The sequence below is a fragment of the Tenacibaculum sp. M341 genome (assembly GCF_004337695.1).
In the GTDB taxonomy this organism is placed as follows: Bacteria; Bacteroidota; Bacteroidia; order Flavobacteriales; family Flavobacteriaceae; genus Polaribacter.
Window position 1 is genome coordinate 1 of sequence record NZ_SJXJ01000035.1, and the last position, 16,748, is coordinate 16,748.

Genomic DNA, 16,748 nt, shown 5'->3' on the forward strand with positions numbered 1-16,748 from the left:
TTATAAAAATAGCTATTGCTAATAAACTTTTAAAACAAGCTTTTGCAATAGCTAATTCTAAGCAAAAATATATAGAAAATTATCAAGAAAATATTTGTTTTTAAGCACAGTTCATTGCGAGGCACGAAGCAATCTGTTCATTTTTAGTTAGCAATTTTATTTTAAGTTCAACGATTTAGAGATTACTTCGCTTCACTGTGTTCCACTCGTAAAGACGTTTTGAGACATTATTATCTTAGGTATAGCGAGGGGAGAAGTAAAACAACCTTTTTTTGATCACATAATCTTTTTTCATTTTTTGGGGTAACCTTTTTCTTTTTTCTAACTCCTTAAGGCAAATAAGCAATTGCTTCAAGGGTTGATCTCCCTTGATATAATTTTTCGATCGTATGTATAACAATCGAAACAAACTAAACATAACAAGAGAACAAAATGAGAAAAATATTTTTAAGCATTTTTGCTTTAGTCATAATGGTAAGCTGTAAGGATGAAGAGGTCATCATAAATGGAGAAACATCTACTGAAATAGTAGCTTCTAAAACAGAAAATAAAGGCATACTGACCTTCAAAAACTTTGACTATTTAGAAAGAAGAATTAACGAAATAATTGAGCGAGACCATGATTTATACAAAGAGTCTAGAAATGAGTTTTTAGAAACAGGAAGAGTATCTTTATTATTGGTAAAAAATATGGGGAGTGAAGAAGCAGAAAAGCTAGGCATACATTTAAAAAGAATACCTTCTGTAAGTTCTGAAGACCAGGTATTACTGTATTTATTAAATGCAAACGGAGAGGTTATAATAAACGACATTATTTTTAGAATAGATGGAGATTTTGTGTATAGCATTGTGCCTGGAGGAGATGATTATGTGAATGAGTTTTTAGAAGCATATAATGCAGGGAAGTTAGAAGTAGGAGAGAGAAAATTGCTTAACTATAATAAATATTTAAAGGTATACAAACATGGAAATAAAAAAGAAAAAGAGGTGGTGAAAAGAACTGGCTATGATATTTTTCCGAATGATTCAAGTGTTCGTGTAAAAGGACGTCAGTATGAAGAGTATTGGTTTTTCTATAGTTCGGTTGGAGCTCTTACAAAAACAGAGCAATATTGGAGCAACTGGGTGAATGTAGAAACGACTAACAGATTAAGGTTTTCGGTATACTTTGAAAGTTTTTCAATCTTTGATGCATACACACCTATTGAAGGGAAGTTTTTAAACGATGATATTATTAAACGTGCCTATGCTATTGATAAAGTATTTGGATTTAGTGTAGGATCGCCAGCACCATTAACTTTTAAAGCTCAAGATGGTTTTACAGAGCATCAAGCAGGATGGTACGGAAATAATTCACACATACTTCGTATGGATTATTAATGGTGAAAAATTAAAGAGTTTCCTAAATGCTTACGTTTAGGGGGAGTGTCTATATAAGTAAAAAGGCTGTCTGTTAATAGATAGCCTTTTTTATTTGTATTTTATGAAGCATACCAAAAAGATTATTTACCAACATTCCAACCCATATTCAAAGCATGTTTTAGCATTTCTCTAGTATCTTCAGAATCATATTGACTTGTGTCTCCTCCTTCCATTTCTACTTCTTTTTTCAAAGCATTTATATACATGTCTACATCTGGTTTTTTCTGAATATTATCTTTTGTAGAAAATAAACCACAGTAATGTAACTTTTTAATAATTCCGTTTTCTTTATCTAAAACAAAAGCAAAATTTTTGTTAGAAGTATTTCCTGTTAAATTAAAAACAGCACAGTCAGGATAGCAATTACTATTGCATTTTCCTATTTCTATGCTAACCTTGGTATCACCGCTATTTTTAAAATCAATAAAAAGATCTCTCAATACAGCTAATGTTTGATATTTACCTAAAGAGTCTTTATCATTAACATTTTCGTCAATAATAGGTTCTATTTTAGTAACGTTCATTTCAGCAAAAAGAGCTAAAATTTCCTCTAATTGATTTTTATGAGTATCGGAAAGTGCATCTATTTTTATATTTGATTGTATTTCTAATTCTGGCATTACTTTTTGTTTATTAGTTTATTGAAATAAATTTAAGTATAAAATTGAAAGATTTTAAATTCACTAATTATTTATAGAGAATCTAATTTATTTTTAAGATTTTACCCATCAGTAGGAATATACCATCCAGAAACAACTTTAATTCCATGCTTTTTAAAATAAGCTTCTTCGTAATCGGTATTTTTTTTAGGTTTAGAAATAACTCTAGTTTCAAAACTAATAGTATTAGCTAAGGTATTTTCTACATTCGCTATAATAGTAACATATTGTTTTACATTTCCTAGGTTTTTAAAACTATCAAAATGCAAGTTAATATATCCGCTCTGTCCTTTACCAATGGCTCTTGTTGTGTAATCAGAGATAGTACAGTTACAAGAGGTTTGTATTTCTGAAATTACCAAAGGATGATCTCCTTCGTTGGTGTACTGAAACGACATTTCTAATACTTTTCCTTTCACAATAGGATTGTATTTTCTATTTGGGTGTTTAAATGTCATGATAGTTTTAGGAAGTTTACTAACATCAGTGTATTTACCACACGACATAGTGATTACTAAAAGAAGGAGTAAGTATGTGTTTTTCATTTGCTTTTTAAAATAATTTCGTCACTAGCAATAGCGCTTTTACGATCAGAAAAGCGTCTTTTAATAGTTACGATTATTGGGGTATTGTATGTTTTTTGAAAGTTAAAAGAAACTTGTTGTGTTTCTTTTTTTTGCGTGTTTTTTATTTTTTTTCTGAAACTTTCTTTTCCATCAATAGTTATTGTAATTTCTTTAGGGAAATAAATATGATGGACAGGATCGTTTAAAAAGTTTAACAGTAAAGTATCTTCTTTTTTTATGTTTTTGTGTAACTGAAAAACCAAATCGTTTTTACTTACAATAAACCAATTGGTGTTGTAATCTAAAAAACCTGACTTGCCATCAACTAACATTTTTACATTTTTATAATCTTCGTCTAGTTTACTATTTATAATAAGTTGATGTAGGTGTAATTCATTTTTGAATTTAGGCTTTTTTAATTCTTTTTCCCATAAATAAATATATTCTTTGAAAGTAGCTTTGGTCTCATTTAGCTCAACAATATGAAGCTTTTCTGTAAGTGTTTTTAACATCACTAACATTTCAGAAATATCAGTATCGCTACTTTTTGGTAAAGTACCGATACCATGAATTCGAATGAGCTCTAATTTTAAATAGGTAGCTGAAATAAGTAACTTATGAACCCTGTTTGAAGGCTCTACTAATTGTTTGTATTTGGCAAGTAATTCATCGTAAAAAGTAAAAAAGCTATTGAGTTCTAAGTATTTTTTCTCTGTTTTACGAATGTTACTATAAATGTGTTGCTTTTTATTTGATGCATAGAAATTATCTTCTATTGCTAAGTAAAAAGGGGTAAGAATTTCTGCAATAGCACTAGGGTAGTGGTTGTAAAAGTAATTCTTAATTTCTTTTTTTATATCGATATTTACATCAACAAGTAATTTAGATAGAATAGTTGTTTTTAATTCCTGAAAAGCAGCATACGACTCACTACCGTTGTAAAAAACACCGTTAATTCCTATAGATTTAAAAAAGCGGAGATTTTTTTGAGCGACTTGTAACATAGGATAAAAGTCGTTGTAGTTGTCAAAGTTCAATGCGTAATCCCAAACAATAATTTCATTTACTTTCTTTTTCCATTGTAAAAGTTCTTGATGTAATTTGTCAAAATTTTTTTGACGTTCGTAAGGAATTCCTTGTTGATATTTAATGGTGCTAAATAAGATGCCTACATTTTTTTCAATGTCGAAAGTAGGTGTATGTATTACTGGTGGATAAACTAACGTATAAAAAGATAAATGAGGTTTTTTACTGGCTAACTTGTTTAATAAAGTAAATACAGCAGGACTAGAATTTGTTTTGGTGTTTCCTAATTTTTTACAGAGATCGCATTGACAAGATAAAGCATTGTCTTTAGGAGCAATAATGTACTTTTTCTTATCAGAATCAATGGTTTTAGCAAGAATCATTTCTTCTAATTCAGTACTTGCAAAACAAAGTTGTTTTTTATTTCTAATGCCATTAATTAAAGCATAAACAGAGTCAGTATGTTTTGTGTTTTCTAGTAACTTGTATACATTATGTCCCCAAATACCCCATTCATCATCTAGTCGATGCGTATGATATTTTAAAGCAAATTTAGGCGTGTTTATTTCTAAAAAATAAGGTTCTCTATAACTAAAATCTGCTTTTTGTGAGTAGGTATTCATCACAAAAAGAAATAGTATCGTTAAACACGTAAATTGTTGTATGTAGTTACTTGTTTTCTTCATTAAAACTTCGTTTTCAATACAAAAAACAAGCCAGTTTGGTTTAAAAATTGATCGTCAGTGGTTTTAAAGCTAAATTGATTTAATTGAGCTCCCACCACTAATTTTTTATTAATTTGTTTGTAATATCCAGCTCCGTACATGGTGTTTGTTAAATTATAAAAAGCACCATTTTGAAAGTCTAAATTTTCATCAAAAGGAGTAGAACCAGTAGAAACCATTAATGAAACATAGTCAGAATTATTAACAAAGTATCTTGATTGTAATAAGATGTTATTTCTAACAGTATTATTGCCACTAGCAACTAAAAATAATTTCGCATTTAACCAAAAATCATCTATTGTTTTAGAAGCTCCTAAAACTCCTGTTAAAATATTATTACTTTCATTAAAAAAGATAAGTTGAGCACCTACTTCTAATTCAAAATCGTTTTTTAAACTTTTAAATACTGAAGCTGTTATTTTATGATTCGGAAAAATTTGATCACTGATAGCATAACTGATTCTTGTATATAAAGTTTTTGAAAGTGTATGAAACCATCCAAGATGTAGTTGTAAGGCAACTTCTTCATTTCTTGAAATGTGATTTACTTCAGCAAAAAAACTATTTTTAGGGGTAAATCTGGTATATCGAATAGAACCAATATTTGATTTTAGATTATTAAAATCTGATTGATTATTTGTGTAACTAAAATCTAACTGGTTTTTAAGAGAAGCATAGGTTAAACTGTTTAACTTATGATTCCAAGCTTCATAATCTTTTAAAGTAGGTGTATGTTTTTCAAAATAGTATAAAGCAGAGTCTGGTTGTTTGAGTAATTCAAAAGCCACACCTTTTTTGTACCATAACTGCTTATTAACTTTTTCTTCTTTTTCAAGTTGATTAAATAGTGTAACTAGTTTTTTAGGTTCTTTTTTTCTAAGATACATATCCGCAACACTATGTATAGCAGGATTTTCTTTATCTCCTATTTCTATAGACTTTAGGTAGTACTTTAAAGCTAAATCAACATTTTGCTGTTGTTCTAATTCAGCTCCTTTTAAAAATAAAGCTTTAGCTAACGATGCTTTTATTTTTCCGTCAAAAGGATAGCTTTTATGTAAAAAAGTTAATAAGTCTATCGCTTTGTCATGTTCCTTGGTTTTAAGGTATACTTCGGCAAGTTTTAGTAATGTTTGCTTATCGTCTGTATTGGTTTCTTTCGCAATTTCGGCAAAAGCAATAGCTCGTTCATAATCTTTTATGGCAATAGCAGCAATAATTGCTTGATTGTGTAAATACGGCGTAGATTTTAGAGTAATCACTTCTGTAATTACTTCTAAAGCTTTTTTGTATTGCTTGTTTTTCATTAAATCAGCAACGTAAGCTTCTGAAATTCCTGAAAATAAATTTTCGTATTCAATAATATCAGGATTTTCAGTCAATAACTTTTTAGCAATAGCCAAGGCATCATTATATTTTTTTTGTTGTTGATAGATTGTTGCTTTTTTAAACAGATATCGATCTGTTTTTTCAGGATTTAAAACTGTTAATTTTTCAATTAATTCAAGTGCTTTTTGATGTCTTTTTTGTTGCTGATAAATAGTTAACATATTTTCCAAAGCCAACAATTTATAATCTGATTCTGTACTTAAATATGAAAACTCTTTTAAAGCAGGTGTATATTCTTTTACCAATAGAGCACTTTTTCCTCTATTGTATGCTAAACGGTTGTATTTTTCTTTAAAATCGGAATGGTTAGGGTGTACTTTGTGTAATTGATCTAGTAATTTTTCGTAATTATTATTGTCTTTAGAAGCTTTGTACAAATTAAGTTTTAAAGCTAATATTTGTATGTCGTTTTCATTACGTTTTAAGCCTTGATTAATATAGTATAAAGCTTCAGAATGAAGTCCTTTAGCAATAGCCATATCAACTAATTTTGCTAATTCTTTTTTGTTTCCTGTTACTGTATATTCTTTCTTTTGAAGTTCGTAAACATCTTGATTTTTATAATATCCTTTAGCCTTGTTTAAAATGTATAAATAAAGATTGAAAAGTTCTTTGTCTTGTTTTTTGTTTTCTAAATAAACTAAAGCTTCATTGTATCTGTTTAAGCTCTCTAAAATACCAACTTTCTTTTTTATAAAATCTTTGTCTTTAGGATACACACGTAACCCTTTTTCTATATAATTTAAAGCGGCTAATTTATTTCCTTGTGATAGTTCATCCTTTACCAAAAGAAGGTAAGTGTCTTTATCGTTTGGATTTTCATTTAAGAGACTTTCATAAATAGATTTAGAGTTATTAATAGTAGCACCATTTAATAAAGTGTCGCCTCTTTTTAAGTACAATTCGTTATACGTGTTGTTGACTACTATATCCTTAGGAAAAATACTTTTAAGTCTTTTTACAGTGTTAAAAGCTTCTTCTGTATTTCCCATATCATTGTAGATATTTATTTTTCTAAGCCATAATTGTTTGTCGTAAGGAACTTGTTCTAAGAGTTCATTCACATAACAAATAGCAGAAGAAAATCTTTTAGATATATACTCGGTATTAATTAGGTGTTTTAAAGCAGTCTTGTTCTTTTCTTTAGTTTCTACAACTTTTCGTAAAATATATCTAGCACTATCTAATTTACCTAACTCTAAATAACTTTTACCTAAGTATTCTTTTAAGTCTAAGTTTTCTGGAGTTATTTTTAGTCCGCTTAAACAAGCATCTGCAGCTTTTCGGTATTCTTTTTTTTGAACCAAGCGCTGTGCTTTTTCCAAGTAAGTAGTTTCATTTTCTGTTTGTGAAAATGAATTATATGTGAATATAAAATATAGTATTGGGAGTAATATTATTTTTCTTTTCATGATTGTAGGGTAATCATCTTTAAATTATTAATCAAGTCCTGCTCTGGTCATACTTCCCCAGCTAAGTTCTTTAGCACTTAAAAAGGTGATGTATCCTTTAATACCGTAATACACAATTAGTGGATGGTAAAGAAAAGGTTCTAAAATAGCAGCAATTATTAATCTATATATATCTTTTGAGGATTCGTAATAAGAATGTACGGTTTTATCTAAAATTATAATTAAAAGAGACACTAAAATGGCAAACGAATAGGAATACAAAAAAACGATTAATGCCATAAGCCAATTAATTTGTCCGAAAACAGCCAGTAGTATTAGTACTATAATTCCTAACACTTCAATTACAGGAGCTAAAAACTCAAATAAGAAAGCATACGGATATACCACTAGCCCCATTAATTTATATTTTGGATTGAATAGAATTTTTCTGTGATCAGAAAATAACTGCATTAATCCAGAAGCCCAACGTGTTCTTTGTCTGTTTAAAACAGTGGTGTTTGGAGGACCTTCTGTCCAACAACAAGATAACGGAATGTAGTCAACCACATTATCTTTGTTGTTGTCAAACATATATTTTCTCATTCTGGTAACCATGTCCATATCTTCAGCATGAGATTTCCCATCATAACCACCAGCTTTAATGGCAATTTCTTTATCAAACATCCCCAATCCACCAGACACATTAGGTACACAGTTTATTAAACTCCAACCAAACTTACTTAACAAATAAGCACGCATGTATTCTAGTTCTTGAAATCGTGGAATTAATGGTTTTGGAACTTTAATTCGTTTCAATCTACCAGACTCTAAATCACAACTATTAACCATTCGTAATGTTGCTCCAACTGCTACTACCTTTTTTCCTTTTTTAAGAAAAGGCATAATCATTTTAGTTAATGTATTTTCTTGTAAAATACAATCAACATCTGTACATAAGAAGTAAGGGAACACAGAGGCATTTATTCCTGCATTAGAAGCGTCTGCTTTAGTACCACCATTTTCTTTGTCAACAATTGTTAGGATGTCATATTTTGGGTTGGTAGATTTAAAAATTCTTTTAAATGGCTTGGTTTTAATTTTTTCTACATAATTAAAAGGAGCCTCTACTAAATCAAACTCATTAATTAGTTTTTCAAGGGTTTTATCTTTACTACCATCGTTAACAATGATCACTTCATAAAGAGGATATTTTAATGTTAGTAGCGAGTGTACATTGGCAATCACCGTTTTTTCTTCATTGTATGCAGGTGCTATTACAGAAATACCAGGTGCATATGCAGAATCATATAACGTAAGATCATCGGAATCTAAATTGTAAGCTTTATACCTAAAAATATTGATCATAGATAAAGCCGCTAAAAAGATATAACTTGATATAAGAAGTGAACTATAAATGAATATAAACACTTCAAAAGAATTAAGCATATTCTTTAAATTTAATTAAAGGGGTTTCTACGTGTTTTAAAATGGAAAGTTTAGAGTGGTTGCTTGTTTGTTTCAGTTTTTCAAACAAATTTCTACCTTCACCATTGTAGGAGTAAATGGTATTTGCTATGCTTGTTTTAATATCGTGTTGATATGTATTGTTATATACTTTCTCAAGAAAATCTAATGATTTTCCCGTATTGAAATTTTTTATAGACTTTATTATTGCCTTTTGGCATTCAATAGTCTCTTTTTCGTAATTGTCAGTCAACATGGTTTCTACTTCTTCTATTTTTAAAGCACCTAAAGCTTCAATGGCAGCAATTCTAATATCTTCATCTTTATCTAATGCTTTCTCTAATAACAATTCTTTATTTTCAAATTGATTGAAATGACCAATTGCTTTTATTAGAAAACAAGTAACAGATTTATTGGTATTGTTAGCTAACCAAGGACCTAAGCTTCTTAAAGTACCTTTTTCTTTTAACTTTTCTAATGAGTTCATTAATTCAATGAAATCCCAACGAGATATATCGCCATCTATTGTATTAAAAAAATTAAAAGATTCTTTTTCATTAGATAAGAAATATGACAATCTAGCTTTCTTTCTGATTTCTATGTTTTTACTATGTACATGAGGTAAAACGTTAAGTCCTTCAGAATGTATGTCTAATTGGTCTAAAATATCTATAGCTTTATAAACTTCACTAGACTTTATATGATTTGTCTTGTTGTTTACATAGGTATTTAAAGATAATAGGTTGAATACTCTAGCAATTATTTCGTTACTGTAATTATTACTTTCTTTTAGCTCCACCATTATATCGATACTGGTGTTGTAAGCTAAACGAGATTTTTTTTTGATAATTTCATTATACTTTGTTACAATCTCTTGATCAGTATATTTTTTATGATTTTTTAAAATATCATTAAAAAATAGAGAAAGTTTTGGGTGTAAGCTAGCTGTTTTTTTAGCTATCATTTTAGTTCGCGTAATAGCGACTAATAGGAATAATAAAAGAATAGTAAATATTAAAAAATTACTTACTACCATAAGGAAAACTATAAAGTTTTCCATGGAAAATGTTTCTGCAACATAATACATCTCCACCAAAGAGTACCACAATTCGTTCATAATTTAAAAGTTGATTAATGTTTAGTAGGGTTAGTTTTTAAACTTCGAACTTATGTTTTTGTGGGGGTGACTAAAATGACTCGCCAAATGTACTATATTTTTTTAATATTCAAAGTTTTACTGCCAGAAAAAGACTACTATATGTGTTTTTTTAATTTGTTTATGTTAAATAATTAGATTGAAATTTCTATTAGACGGCATTATTTTAAAAAAAGTGTCTGTTAATATTGTGCTTTTGTATACTAGATTTCGCTTTGAAAATAAAATTACATTTTTTGATATTAATTTGTTAAAACTTGGAATTAAAACGACCAGTTTTTATAATTATTACTAGCTTCTAGTTTTTTTTCTAATTTATCAGGTAAATTAGGGAAGAAATCGATACCTGTTCTTTTTTCTAACTGATCAATAGAAACAACAAATTTGTAAAGCGGTTTATTACTTTCTTCATGTGGAATTAAAAAAGCAATAGCTTTTATTTCTGGTTTGCTGTAGTCTAATAATACTTTATAAAAATATTTAGGTACTGTTACTCTTTCTTTACCAATCTTTTTTAAATTACTGTCAGTTAATACACCACCGGTAACAACATATAACTGCTTATATTTTTTTGTCCAATAACGAACTTTTTGCTCTAAACGATTCCATACCCCAGCATTGAACTGATGTTCTTGTGGAGAAATGTTAGAAGTGTAAAAAGTTTCATTGAATGCTTTTCTAGAAAATTTTCTATCGGCCGCCGGACAAAGGTGTCCTTTGTCATATCCTGATTTTTTATAGTTTTTCCAACTAGCAGATTTAGTTTGAACTTTTGGGTCATCTATAAAATAAGGACGTTTAAAATCGGTATATACAATGTCTTTTTTACGTAAGGTATAAGCAACCCATTCAGGTTGCTCATCCTTTTCGCTATATGATAACGAATAATAATTGTGATTTACAATCTGCTTAGTTGTAGAAGTAGGTAAAAAATCAAAATCAGACGTAGCTGTTACCACAGTTGCGTCATCCAATACAGGTTGGTTGTTTTTTTCTTCTTGTTCGTTCATATAATAACCAACTAAAGTGATTATTAAAATGATGGCAGAAAGTATACGTTTTGTATTATTCACTCTTTAAAATAATTTCTTTGAAATCCTCAGTTTTTTCAGCGTCTTTAAAAATATCTTGAAACTTTTGTGGTGGTACAGTTAGTTTACGTTTTACTAAATCTAACCAAGCACCATATACATTAATTACAGCAGATACTTTTCCTTGACTATTAAAAACTTCATGTTGAATTTTCCAACGTTCACCTTTACTTGATAATCCTGTAATTTTTAAGTTTACAGAAACATCTTCTCCCATGTGAATTTCTTTTAAAAAACGGGTATTTTCTTCAAATAAAATAGGACCAACTTTTTCTTTGGTAAAATCGTGAATTGTAATTCCGAATTTATTAAAAAAACGAAGTCTAGCTTCCGCTGCATAATCATTATAAGCTGTATGACGCATATGTATATTAGCATCAAAATCTGCCCATTTTGTGGTAAAGTTTACAGTAAAGTTCATATTGAAATTTAAATGAATTTTTGAACAAATATATAGAACAATATTAATAGCAAAGCGGTCAAAAACATAAAAAAAACTTATACTATGTAAAGGTTTTTTGATTGGAACAGTGAAAAAATAAGGTTTGTATTTGTTTTATATTTTAGGTTTAAATTAACTGTTTTATCTCTTTCAATTTATAAATTGAGATGTTTTTTTGTTTCAAACTAGCTTATACATAGTTAGTTTTGAATTTTCCTGTCAATTGGCTATATCTAAATATTGCGAACTACACAAAATGAAAAATTATTTAAAATACTTCCTCCTATTAGTTTTCATAAATCATAGTTTATGGAGCCAGAAAAACAAAAAAGAATTGCATAAATTGTTTTACAAGGTGAGCAAATTGGGTACTGAAAAGCAATTTGATAGTGCTCATTATTATCTTGAAAAAATACATTTAAATATTCGTGAAATTGATAACAAAGAGATCAGTTCTTATTGGAATATTTTTAAAGCTAAAGTTTTGTTTTGGGAAGCGAACACAGATACAGCTAAAGAAATTTTACATAAAATTATAAAGAATAAAAAAAGTATTAGTGACAGTATTTTAGTTGATTCTCGTTTGTTGTTAGGAGAGATTTTGTTCTATGAAAAAGACTATAAAAAATTATCAGCAAATCATATACAGATAGAAAAACTCTTAGCAAAAAAAGACCAGTACAATTCAAAAGATAGTATGAGGTATGCAAGAACTTATTATTCTATGTCAAAAGTTTATGAAGAGTTAAAAGACAAAGAGAATTACCGTGATTATTTATTAAAAACCATAAAATTTATTTCTAATGCCAAAACAAGGAGTTCCTTATATTTTGAATTGGCTAATATTTATAAAAATGATGAAAGACAGTTGCCTTATTTACAAAAGTCTATAGCGTTAGCAGTAAAAGAGAGATGGCAATTAATGTTACCAACGTATTATTCTCAATTAAGTGATTTTTACATTCAGCAAAAAGACAGCGATAAAGCGATTATGTATGCCAAAAAAGGATTAGAAAATAATGATTATTGTCGTTTAAACTGGTTGTATAGTAACTTAGGAGAGGCTTATCAAATAAAACAAGATTGGAATAATGCAATTACTTTTTATAATAAAGCTTTAAAGTACACCACGCTTGAAGAAACCATAGCTGTTTATAATAATTTAAGGGAATTATATATTGAAAAAGGGGAGTACAAAAAAGCAATGATGAAGAATGATGTGTATTTAAAATTAAAAGATTCTTTAGATAATTTAAAAGTAAAACAAGAGATAGCAGATATCACTCAAAAATATGAGGCAGATAAAAAAGAACTTACCATTGAAATTTTGAATAATGAAAATAAAAACAATGAACTGATTATAAAAAGACAGCAAACTAATTTGTTGTTTTTTATAGCATTATTACTTTTTGCAGTGTTAATTTTAGCAACAGTTTTTTACTTTTATAAGAAAGAAGAAAAACAAAAGCATGTGTTGTTTTTAAAGAATAGAGAATTAGCAAAAGAGTTAACTAATAACGAAAAAGAAAAAACAGAAACTACGGTAATAGAAGAATTGAAAAAGAAAGAAATTTATAATGCTATTTTAAAATTGATTGCATCTGAATTTTATTTAGAAAAAGAAATTACACTAGTTAAAATGGCTAAAAAAATGAATACCAATACTTCTTATTTATCTAAAATTATAAACGAAAGCTATCAGCAGTCATTTTCTAGTTTTATTAATGAATTGAGGGTTTCTTATGTATTAAAAAGCATTGAAAACTCATATGAATACAGAAATTTAACTATAGATCATATTGCAGATTTAGCAGGTTTTGCATCAAGTAATACTTTTTATAGAGCATTTAAAAAAGTTACAGGCTTAACACCATCTTATTACATAAAAAAAATGGACGTTGAAGTTTAAATTCAACATTATTTCCTTTCAATTTATAAATTGAAATAGAGTTTGTTTTTAAAATTACTTCCTTCTAAATAGCTTTGAGTCAGTCTTGAAATAGAGTTATCTAGGTTAGGACTAACTTTTCGCGAAGAGAGACATAAGCTTTGAGTGTCTTTAAATGTTCAAGGATTTAATCAATTTTTAAATCATATAAATTTTATGAAAAAATCAATTTTAATTTTAGGTAAAAGCTTAACAGCTGTACAACAGAAACAAGTTAATGGAGGCTTTGCAGCTCAGCAACAGTGTCATGAGGTTTGTCCACACACCTATGATGGCAAATTTACTGGATGTGGATTTCCACACTGTCCAGGATATTGTGATGGTAACGGAGGCTATGTAATTTATTAAACAAACACGTATTAACTTTTAAGAAAAACAATTATGTTAAAAAACATTTTAAACCTAAAAGGAACACAAGAATTAAGTAAAAAAGAACAAACTACTATTAATGGAGGTCATTTTATATTTACAAATGTACGATGTAACACCATATTTGATTGCATTGATGTAGGAGATCGCTGTTATAAAACTCCAGAACATTCTACCGGATGGTGTGTTATATTTTAATCACAAGGTAAAACTCAAGTATTTAATTAACTTTTAAATTTTTAGTATGAAAAAATCAATTTTAAATCTAGGAGAAAAAATAACAGCAAGTAAACAGAAAGAAATTAATGGAGGGGGAGGTTTTGACGAGCCATGTGAAACTGCTTGCGCTAATGGATATATAGGTATTTGCGGAGCACTAACTTTATCTATAGGTTATTGCGATGGTAGCGGAGAGTATATACCTTTGTAAACTCATATAAAAAGAAGTACAGCTTGTGATATAAGCTGTGCTTTTTACTTAACTCTTTACATCTAAAGCATCTCTAAGTGTATTTCCTAATAACATAAAAGCCATTACTAAACTCATAATTGCAATTCCAGGAATAACAGCTAAAAAAGGTTTTCCTAAAATGATATAGTTATAATGGTTTTTAATCATGCTACCCCAAGATGGAGTAGGAGGTTGGGCTCCTATCCCTAAAAAGCTTAATCCACTTTCAATTAAAATAGCCGCAGCAAAATTTGCAGCAGAAATTACGATAATAGGCGCTAAAATATTAGGTAAAATATGTTTGAAAATAATTCTATAATCTGAATAGCCCAATACACTGGCAGCCTCTACATATTGTTGTTGTTTGGTTGTAATTACTTGTCCACGAACTATACGGGCAACTTCTACCCACATTGTTAAACCTACAGCAATAAAAACTTGCCAAAACCCTTTACCCAAAGCCAAAGTAATAGCAATTACTAATAGAAGTGTAGGAATAGACCATGTGATATTGATAAACCACATAATTAAAGCATCTATTTTTCCGCCATAATAGCCTGCAATAGCACCAATAGGAATGCCAATAATTAATGAAATAAATACAGCAATGAATCCTATAAAAAATGAGATGCGAGCTCCAATTAACAATCTACTTAAAAGATCTCTTCCATATTTATCAGTTCCTAAATAAAATGTCTTAGTTTCAATAAAATCTTCTGGAGCATTTTTGAATATTTTTAAATCAAATTCTTTAGGTAAGCCATCAGCATATTTAATAACTTCAAGCTTGGTGTCTTTTATTTTAAAAGATGTTATGGGGAGTTCATCAAACTTAATTTCTTTTCCGAATAAAAAAGAACTGATAAGAGAGTTTTTTTTAGAATTTTCTAATGGAATTTTTACAATTTGAGTAGAAAAGCCAATAGGTTTCGAATGAATCTCTAAATGCATTTGATTCGCTGAATTGGTATTGTCAGGAGCTAGCCAATAACAAAAAACAGCAATGAATCCACAAAAAATGATGTACCAAAAACTAACAACACCGAGTTTGTTTTTTTTGAATTTTTGTAGGGCTAAATGCCAAAGAGAGTTTGTTGATTTCATTTTTTGCCTATTACAGTTGAAAAGTTAGGGTTTTTCTTAAAATATTTGATAAGAACACTGTCTCCTTTTTTTCTGAACAGAAATTAAAGAACCAAATTCTTTACCGAAGCCAAAAATAGCAAGGTCATTGTAATTTTTGTAAATATCTATTTTATAATTAGCTCCTTCTTTAACATAATAGGTTATTTTTTTAATAATTTCTTCAGCAGAAGCGTTGCTAAGTTCAGCTACTTCTTCTTCATCTTTTACTCTAAAATCATTAGTTAACGGGATGATTAGTAGATCCATAAAACCTATTATTTCAAATTCATGATATCCTTACTTGAAGGGTTTTCAAAAACTTCTAGATTAAAATAAGGAACACTAGCAAAAATATGATCAAAAATATCAGCCATAACGCGTTCATAAATTAACCATTGTTTTTCACTACTAAAAGCATAAATTTCTAACGGAACTCCATTTTCAGTAGGAGCCAATTGTCGACTCATAAATAATAAGTCCTTATTAATTTTAGGATGCTGATCTAAGTATAAATCTAAATACTTTCTGAACATTCCAAAATTGGTTAGATTTCTACCATTAATAAGCAATGATTTGTCAACATTATTAGTAGTATTATAATGATTCACTTCTTCAGAAATTTCATTAACATAACTATTTAAAAGCTCAATCTTTTTAAAATGTTCTATAGCTTTTTCGTCTAAAAATTGAATACTATTAATTTTAATATTGATGGCTCTTTTTATTCTTCTTCCACCAGAATGACTCATAGCTCTCCAGTTTTTAAACGATTCAGAAATGAGAGAGTAAGTAGGAATACTGGTAATTGTATTATCGAAGTTTTTTACAATAACAGAAGTTAAGTTTATTTCAGTAACATTTCCGTCGGCTCCATACTTTTCCATTGTAATCCAATCTTGAAGACGGACAGTATCGTACACAGAAATTTGAATACTAGCCACAAAACCAAGAATTGTATCTTTAAAAATTAATAAAAGTACCGCAGAAAAAGCACCTAAAGCAGTAAAGAAACGTAACAAAGGTTTTCCGGTAATTATAGAAAAAGAAACTACAAACCCTATGATCCAAAGTAAAATCATGAAAATTTGAACATAACTCTCTAAAGGTTTGTCTTTAAAAGCACTAAATGTGCGTAAAAAATCTTTTATGCTTTGTAAAATACTTTTAACTAACCATATAAAACTCACTACAATTAGCAGGTTTGTAAAACGCTGTGCGTACTTTAAAAAATCTGGAAAGTCAATAAGAATATGTTGTAAAGAAGCATAGGTAATTAAGAAAATAAAAACTCTAGAAATGTTTAAAAAGAATTTATTTTCAATTAAAATATTGTCAAATTCTGTTTTGGTTTTATTAGCAACTTTTTTAATAAACTTACTACCATAGTAACGAATAACTTTAAAAAGTAAATACCCTAAAATAGCAATAATTAGTAAGTTACTTATAACGTTTAAATAGGTTGATACTTCATGAGTAATTCCTATTTTTTCTTTAAATAGCGTATAAAAAAAACGATTCAAAATG

Annotated in this window: 16 protein-coding genes; 5 read left to right on the forward strand and 11 right to left on the reverse strand. The window is 28.6% G+C overall.

Annotated elements, in window-relative coordinates; genetic code table 11:
* Positions 1-432 precede the first annotated feature (432 nt).
* A complete protein-coding gene (locus tag EYW44_RS21180) occupies positions 433-1,380 on the forward strand; it encodes a hypothetical protein (RefSeq protein WP_132727630.1) in 948 nt (315 codons plus the stop codon).
* A gap of 122 nt (positions 1,381-1,502) precedes the next feature.
* Here the strand turns inward: EYW44_RS21180 and EYW44_RS21185 are convergent, their stop codons facing one another.
* The 8 genes from EYW44_RS21185 to EYW44_RS21220 form a co-directional block, all read right to left on the reverse strand.
* The gene (locus EYW44_RS21185; protein ID WP_132727633.1) at positions 1,503-2,042 is read right to left on the reverse strand and encodes a hypothetical protein; all 540 of its coding nucleotides are present in this window, start codon (positions 2,040-2,042) and stop codon (positions 1,503-1,505) included.
* 101 nt (positions 2,043-2,143) lie between these two features.
* Entirely contained in the window at positions 2,144-2,626 is a 483-nt protein-coding gene (locus EYW44_RS21190) for a DUF1573 domain-containing protein (protein WP_132727636.1), read from the reverse strand.
* Entirely contained in the window at positions 2,623-4,359 is a 1,737-nt protein-coding gene (locus tag EYW44_RS21195) for a DUF4838 domain-containing protein (protein ID WP_132727639.1), read from the reverse strand. The genes EYW44_RS21190 and EYW44_RS21195 overlap by 4 nt, the downstream gene beginning before the upstream one ends.
* Positions 4,359-6,779 carry a YaiO family outer membrane beta-barrel protein gene (locus EYW44_RS21200; protein WP_441351385.1) on the reverse strand — a complete coding sequence of 807 codons (2,421 nt, stop codon included), beginning with the start codon at positions 6,777-6,779 and terminating at the stop codon, positions 4,359-4,361. The genes EYW44_RS21195 and EYW44_RS21200 overlap by 1 nt, the downstream gene beginning before the upstream one ends.
* A gap of 447 nt (positions 6,780-7,226) precedes the next feature.
* Positions 7,227-8,624, reverse strand: a complete 1,398-nt coding sequence (locus tag EYW44_RS21205; RefSeq protein WP_132727645.1) for a glycosyltransferase family 2 protein — start codon at positions 8,622-8,624, stop codon at positions 7,227-7,229.
* Complete coding sequence (locus tag EYW44_RS21210; protein WP_165872298.1) at positions 8,617-9,606, reverse strand: HEAT repeat domain-containing protein; 990 nt, start codon at positions 9,604-9,606, stop codon at positions 8,617-8,619. The genes EYW44_RS21205 and EYW44_RS21210 overlap by 8 nt, the downstream gene beginning before the upstream one ends.
* 455 nt (positions 9,607-10,061) lie before the next feature.
* On the reverse strand, positions 10,062-10,871 hold the full coding sequence (locus EYW44_RS21215) for a DNA/RNA non-specific endonuclease (protein ID WP_243643712.1): 810 nt from the start codon (positions 10,869-10,871) through the stop codon (positions 10,062-10,064).
* Positions 10,864-11,310, reverse strand: a complete 447-nt coding sequence (locus tag EYW44_RS21220) for an acyl-CoA thioesterase (RefSeq protein ID WP_132727650.1) — start codon at positions 11,308-11,310, stop codon at positions 10,864-10,866. The genes EYW44_RS21215 and EYW44_RS21220 overlap by 8 nt, the downstream gene beginning before the upstream one ends.
* Before the next feature lie 277 nt (positions 11,311-11,587).
* Between EYW44_RS21220 and EYW44_RS21225 the strand changes: the two genes are divergently transcribed.
* The 4 genes from EYW44_RS21225 (at position 11,588) to EYW44_RS21240 (ending at position 14,078) form a co-directional block, all read left to right on the forward strand.
* Positions 11,588-13,240, forward strand: coding sequence for a helix-turn-helix domain-containing protein (locus EYW44_RS21225; protein WP_132727653.1), 1,653 nt, complete (start codon positions 11,588-11,590; stop codon positions 13,238-13,240).
* Between the two features lie 195 nt (positions 13,241-13,435).
* Positions 13,436-13,627 (forward strand): hypothetical protein, encoded by a 192-nt coding sequence (locus EYW44_RS21230; RefSeq protein ID WP_132727656.1) that lies wholly within the window; start codon positions 13,436-13,438, stop codon positions 13,625-13,627.
* Between the two features lie 33 nt (positions 13,628-13,660).
* Positions 13,661-13,846 carry a hypothetical protein gene (locus EYW44_RS21235; RefSeq protein WP_132727659.1) on the forward strand — a complete coding sequence of 62 codons (186 nt, stop codon included), beginning with the start codon at positions 13,661-13,663 and terminating at the stop codon, positions 13,844-13,846.
* Positions 13,847-13,892: 46 nt separating this feature from the next.
* Positions 13,893-14,078: a hypothetical protein gene (locus EYW44_RS21240; protein ID WP_132727662.1), complete on the forward strand. Its 186-nt coding sequence runs from the start codon at positions 13,893-13,895 to the stop codon at positions 14,076-14,078.
* Positions 14,079-14,126: 48 nt separating this feature from the next.
* Here the strand turns inward: EYW44_RS21240 and EYW44_RS21245 are convergent, their stop codons facing one another.
* The 3 genes from EYW44_RS21245 to EYW44_RS21255 are packed head-to-tail and all read right to left on the reverse strand — an operon-like array spanning position 14,127 to position 16,744.
* On the reverse strand, positions 14,127-15,203 hold the full coding sequence (locus EYW44_RS21245) for an ABC transporter permease (RefSeq protein ID WP_132727666.1): 1,077 nt from the start codon (positions 15,201-15,203) through the stop codon (positions 14,127-14,129).
* 36 nt (positions 15,204-15,239) lie between these two features.
* Positions 15,240-15,491 (reverse strand): hypothetical protein, encoded by a 252-nt coding sequence (locus EYW44_RS21250; protein ID WP_132727669.1) that lies wholly within the window; start codon positions 15,489-15,491, stop codon positions 15,240-15,242.
* Positions 15,492-15,499: 8 nt separating this feature from the next.
* Positions 15,500-16,744 carry a mechanosensitive ion channel family protein gene (locus tag EYW44_RS21255; protein WP_132727672.1) on the reverse strand — a complete coding sequence of 415 codons (1,245 nt, stop codon included), beginning with the start codon at positions 16,742-16,744 and terminating at the stop codon, positions 15,500-15,502.
* Positions 16,745-16,748: the final 4 nt, after the last annotated feature.

Coding starts and splice junctions, on each gene's coding strand:
- EYW44_RS21180 (WP_132727630.1), top strand. CDS start 433: ATGAGAAAAATATTTTTAAGCATTTTTGCTTTAGTCATAATGGTAAGC.
- EYW44_RS21185 (WP_132727633.1), bottom strand. CDS start 2,042: ATGCCAGAATTAGAAATACAATCAAATATAAAAATAGATGCACTTTCC.
- EYW44_RS21190 (WP_132727636.1), bottom strand. CDS start 2,626: ATGAAAAACACATACTTACTCCTTCTTTTAGTAATCACTATGTCGTGT.
- EYW44_RS21195 (WP_132727639.1), bottom strand. CDS start 4,359: ATGAAGAAAACAAGTAACTACATACAACAATTTACGTGTTTAACGATA.
- EYW44_RS21200 (WP_441351385.1), bottom strand. CDS start 6,779: ATGGGAAATACAGAAGAAGCTTTTAACACTGTAAAAAGACTTAAAAGT.
- EYW44_RS21205 (WP_132727645.1), bottom strand. CDS start 8,624: ATGCTTAATTCTTTTGAAGTGTTTATATTCATTTATAGTTCACTTCTT.
- EYW44_RS21210 (WP_165872298.1), bottom strand. CDS start 9,606: ATGATAGCTAAAAAAACAGCTAGCTTACACCCAAAACTTTCTCTATTT.
- EYW44_RS21220 (WP_132727650.1), bottom strand. CDS start 11,310: ATGAACTTTACTGTAAACTTTACCACAAAATGGGCAGATTTTGATGCT.
- EYW44_RS21225 (WP_132727653.1), top strand. CDS start 11,588: ATGAAAAATTATTTAAAATACTTCCTCCTATTAGTTTTCATAAATCAT.
- EYW44_RS21230 (WP_132727656.1), top strand. CDS start 13,436: ATGAAAAAATCAATTTTAATTTTAGGTAAAAGCTTAACAGCTGTACAA.
- EYW44_RS21235 (WP_132727659.1), top strand. CDS start 13,661: ATGTTAAAAAACATTTTAAACCTAAAAGGAACACAAGAATTAAGTAAA.
- EYW44_RS21240 (WP_132727662.1), top strand. CDS start 13,893: ATGAAAAAATCAATTTTAAATCTAGGAGAAAAAATAACAGCAAGTAAA.
- EYW44_RS21245 (WP_132727666.1), bottom strand. CDS start 15,203: ATGAAATCAACAAACTCTCTTTGGCATTTAGCCCTACAAAAATTCAAA.
- EYW44_RS21250 (WP_132727669.1), bottom strand. CDS start 15,491: ATGGATCTACTAATCATCCCGTTAACTAATGATTTTAGAGTAAAAGAT.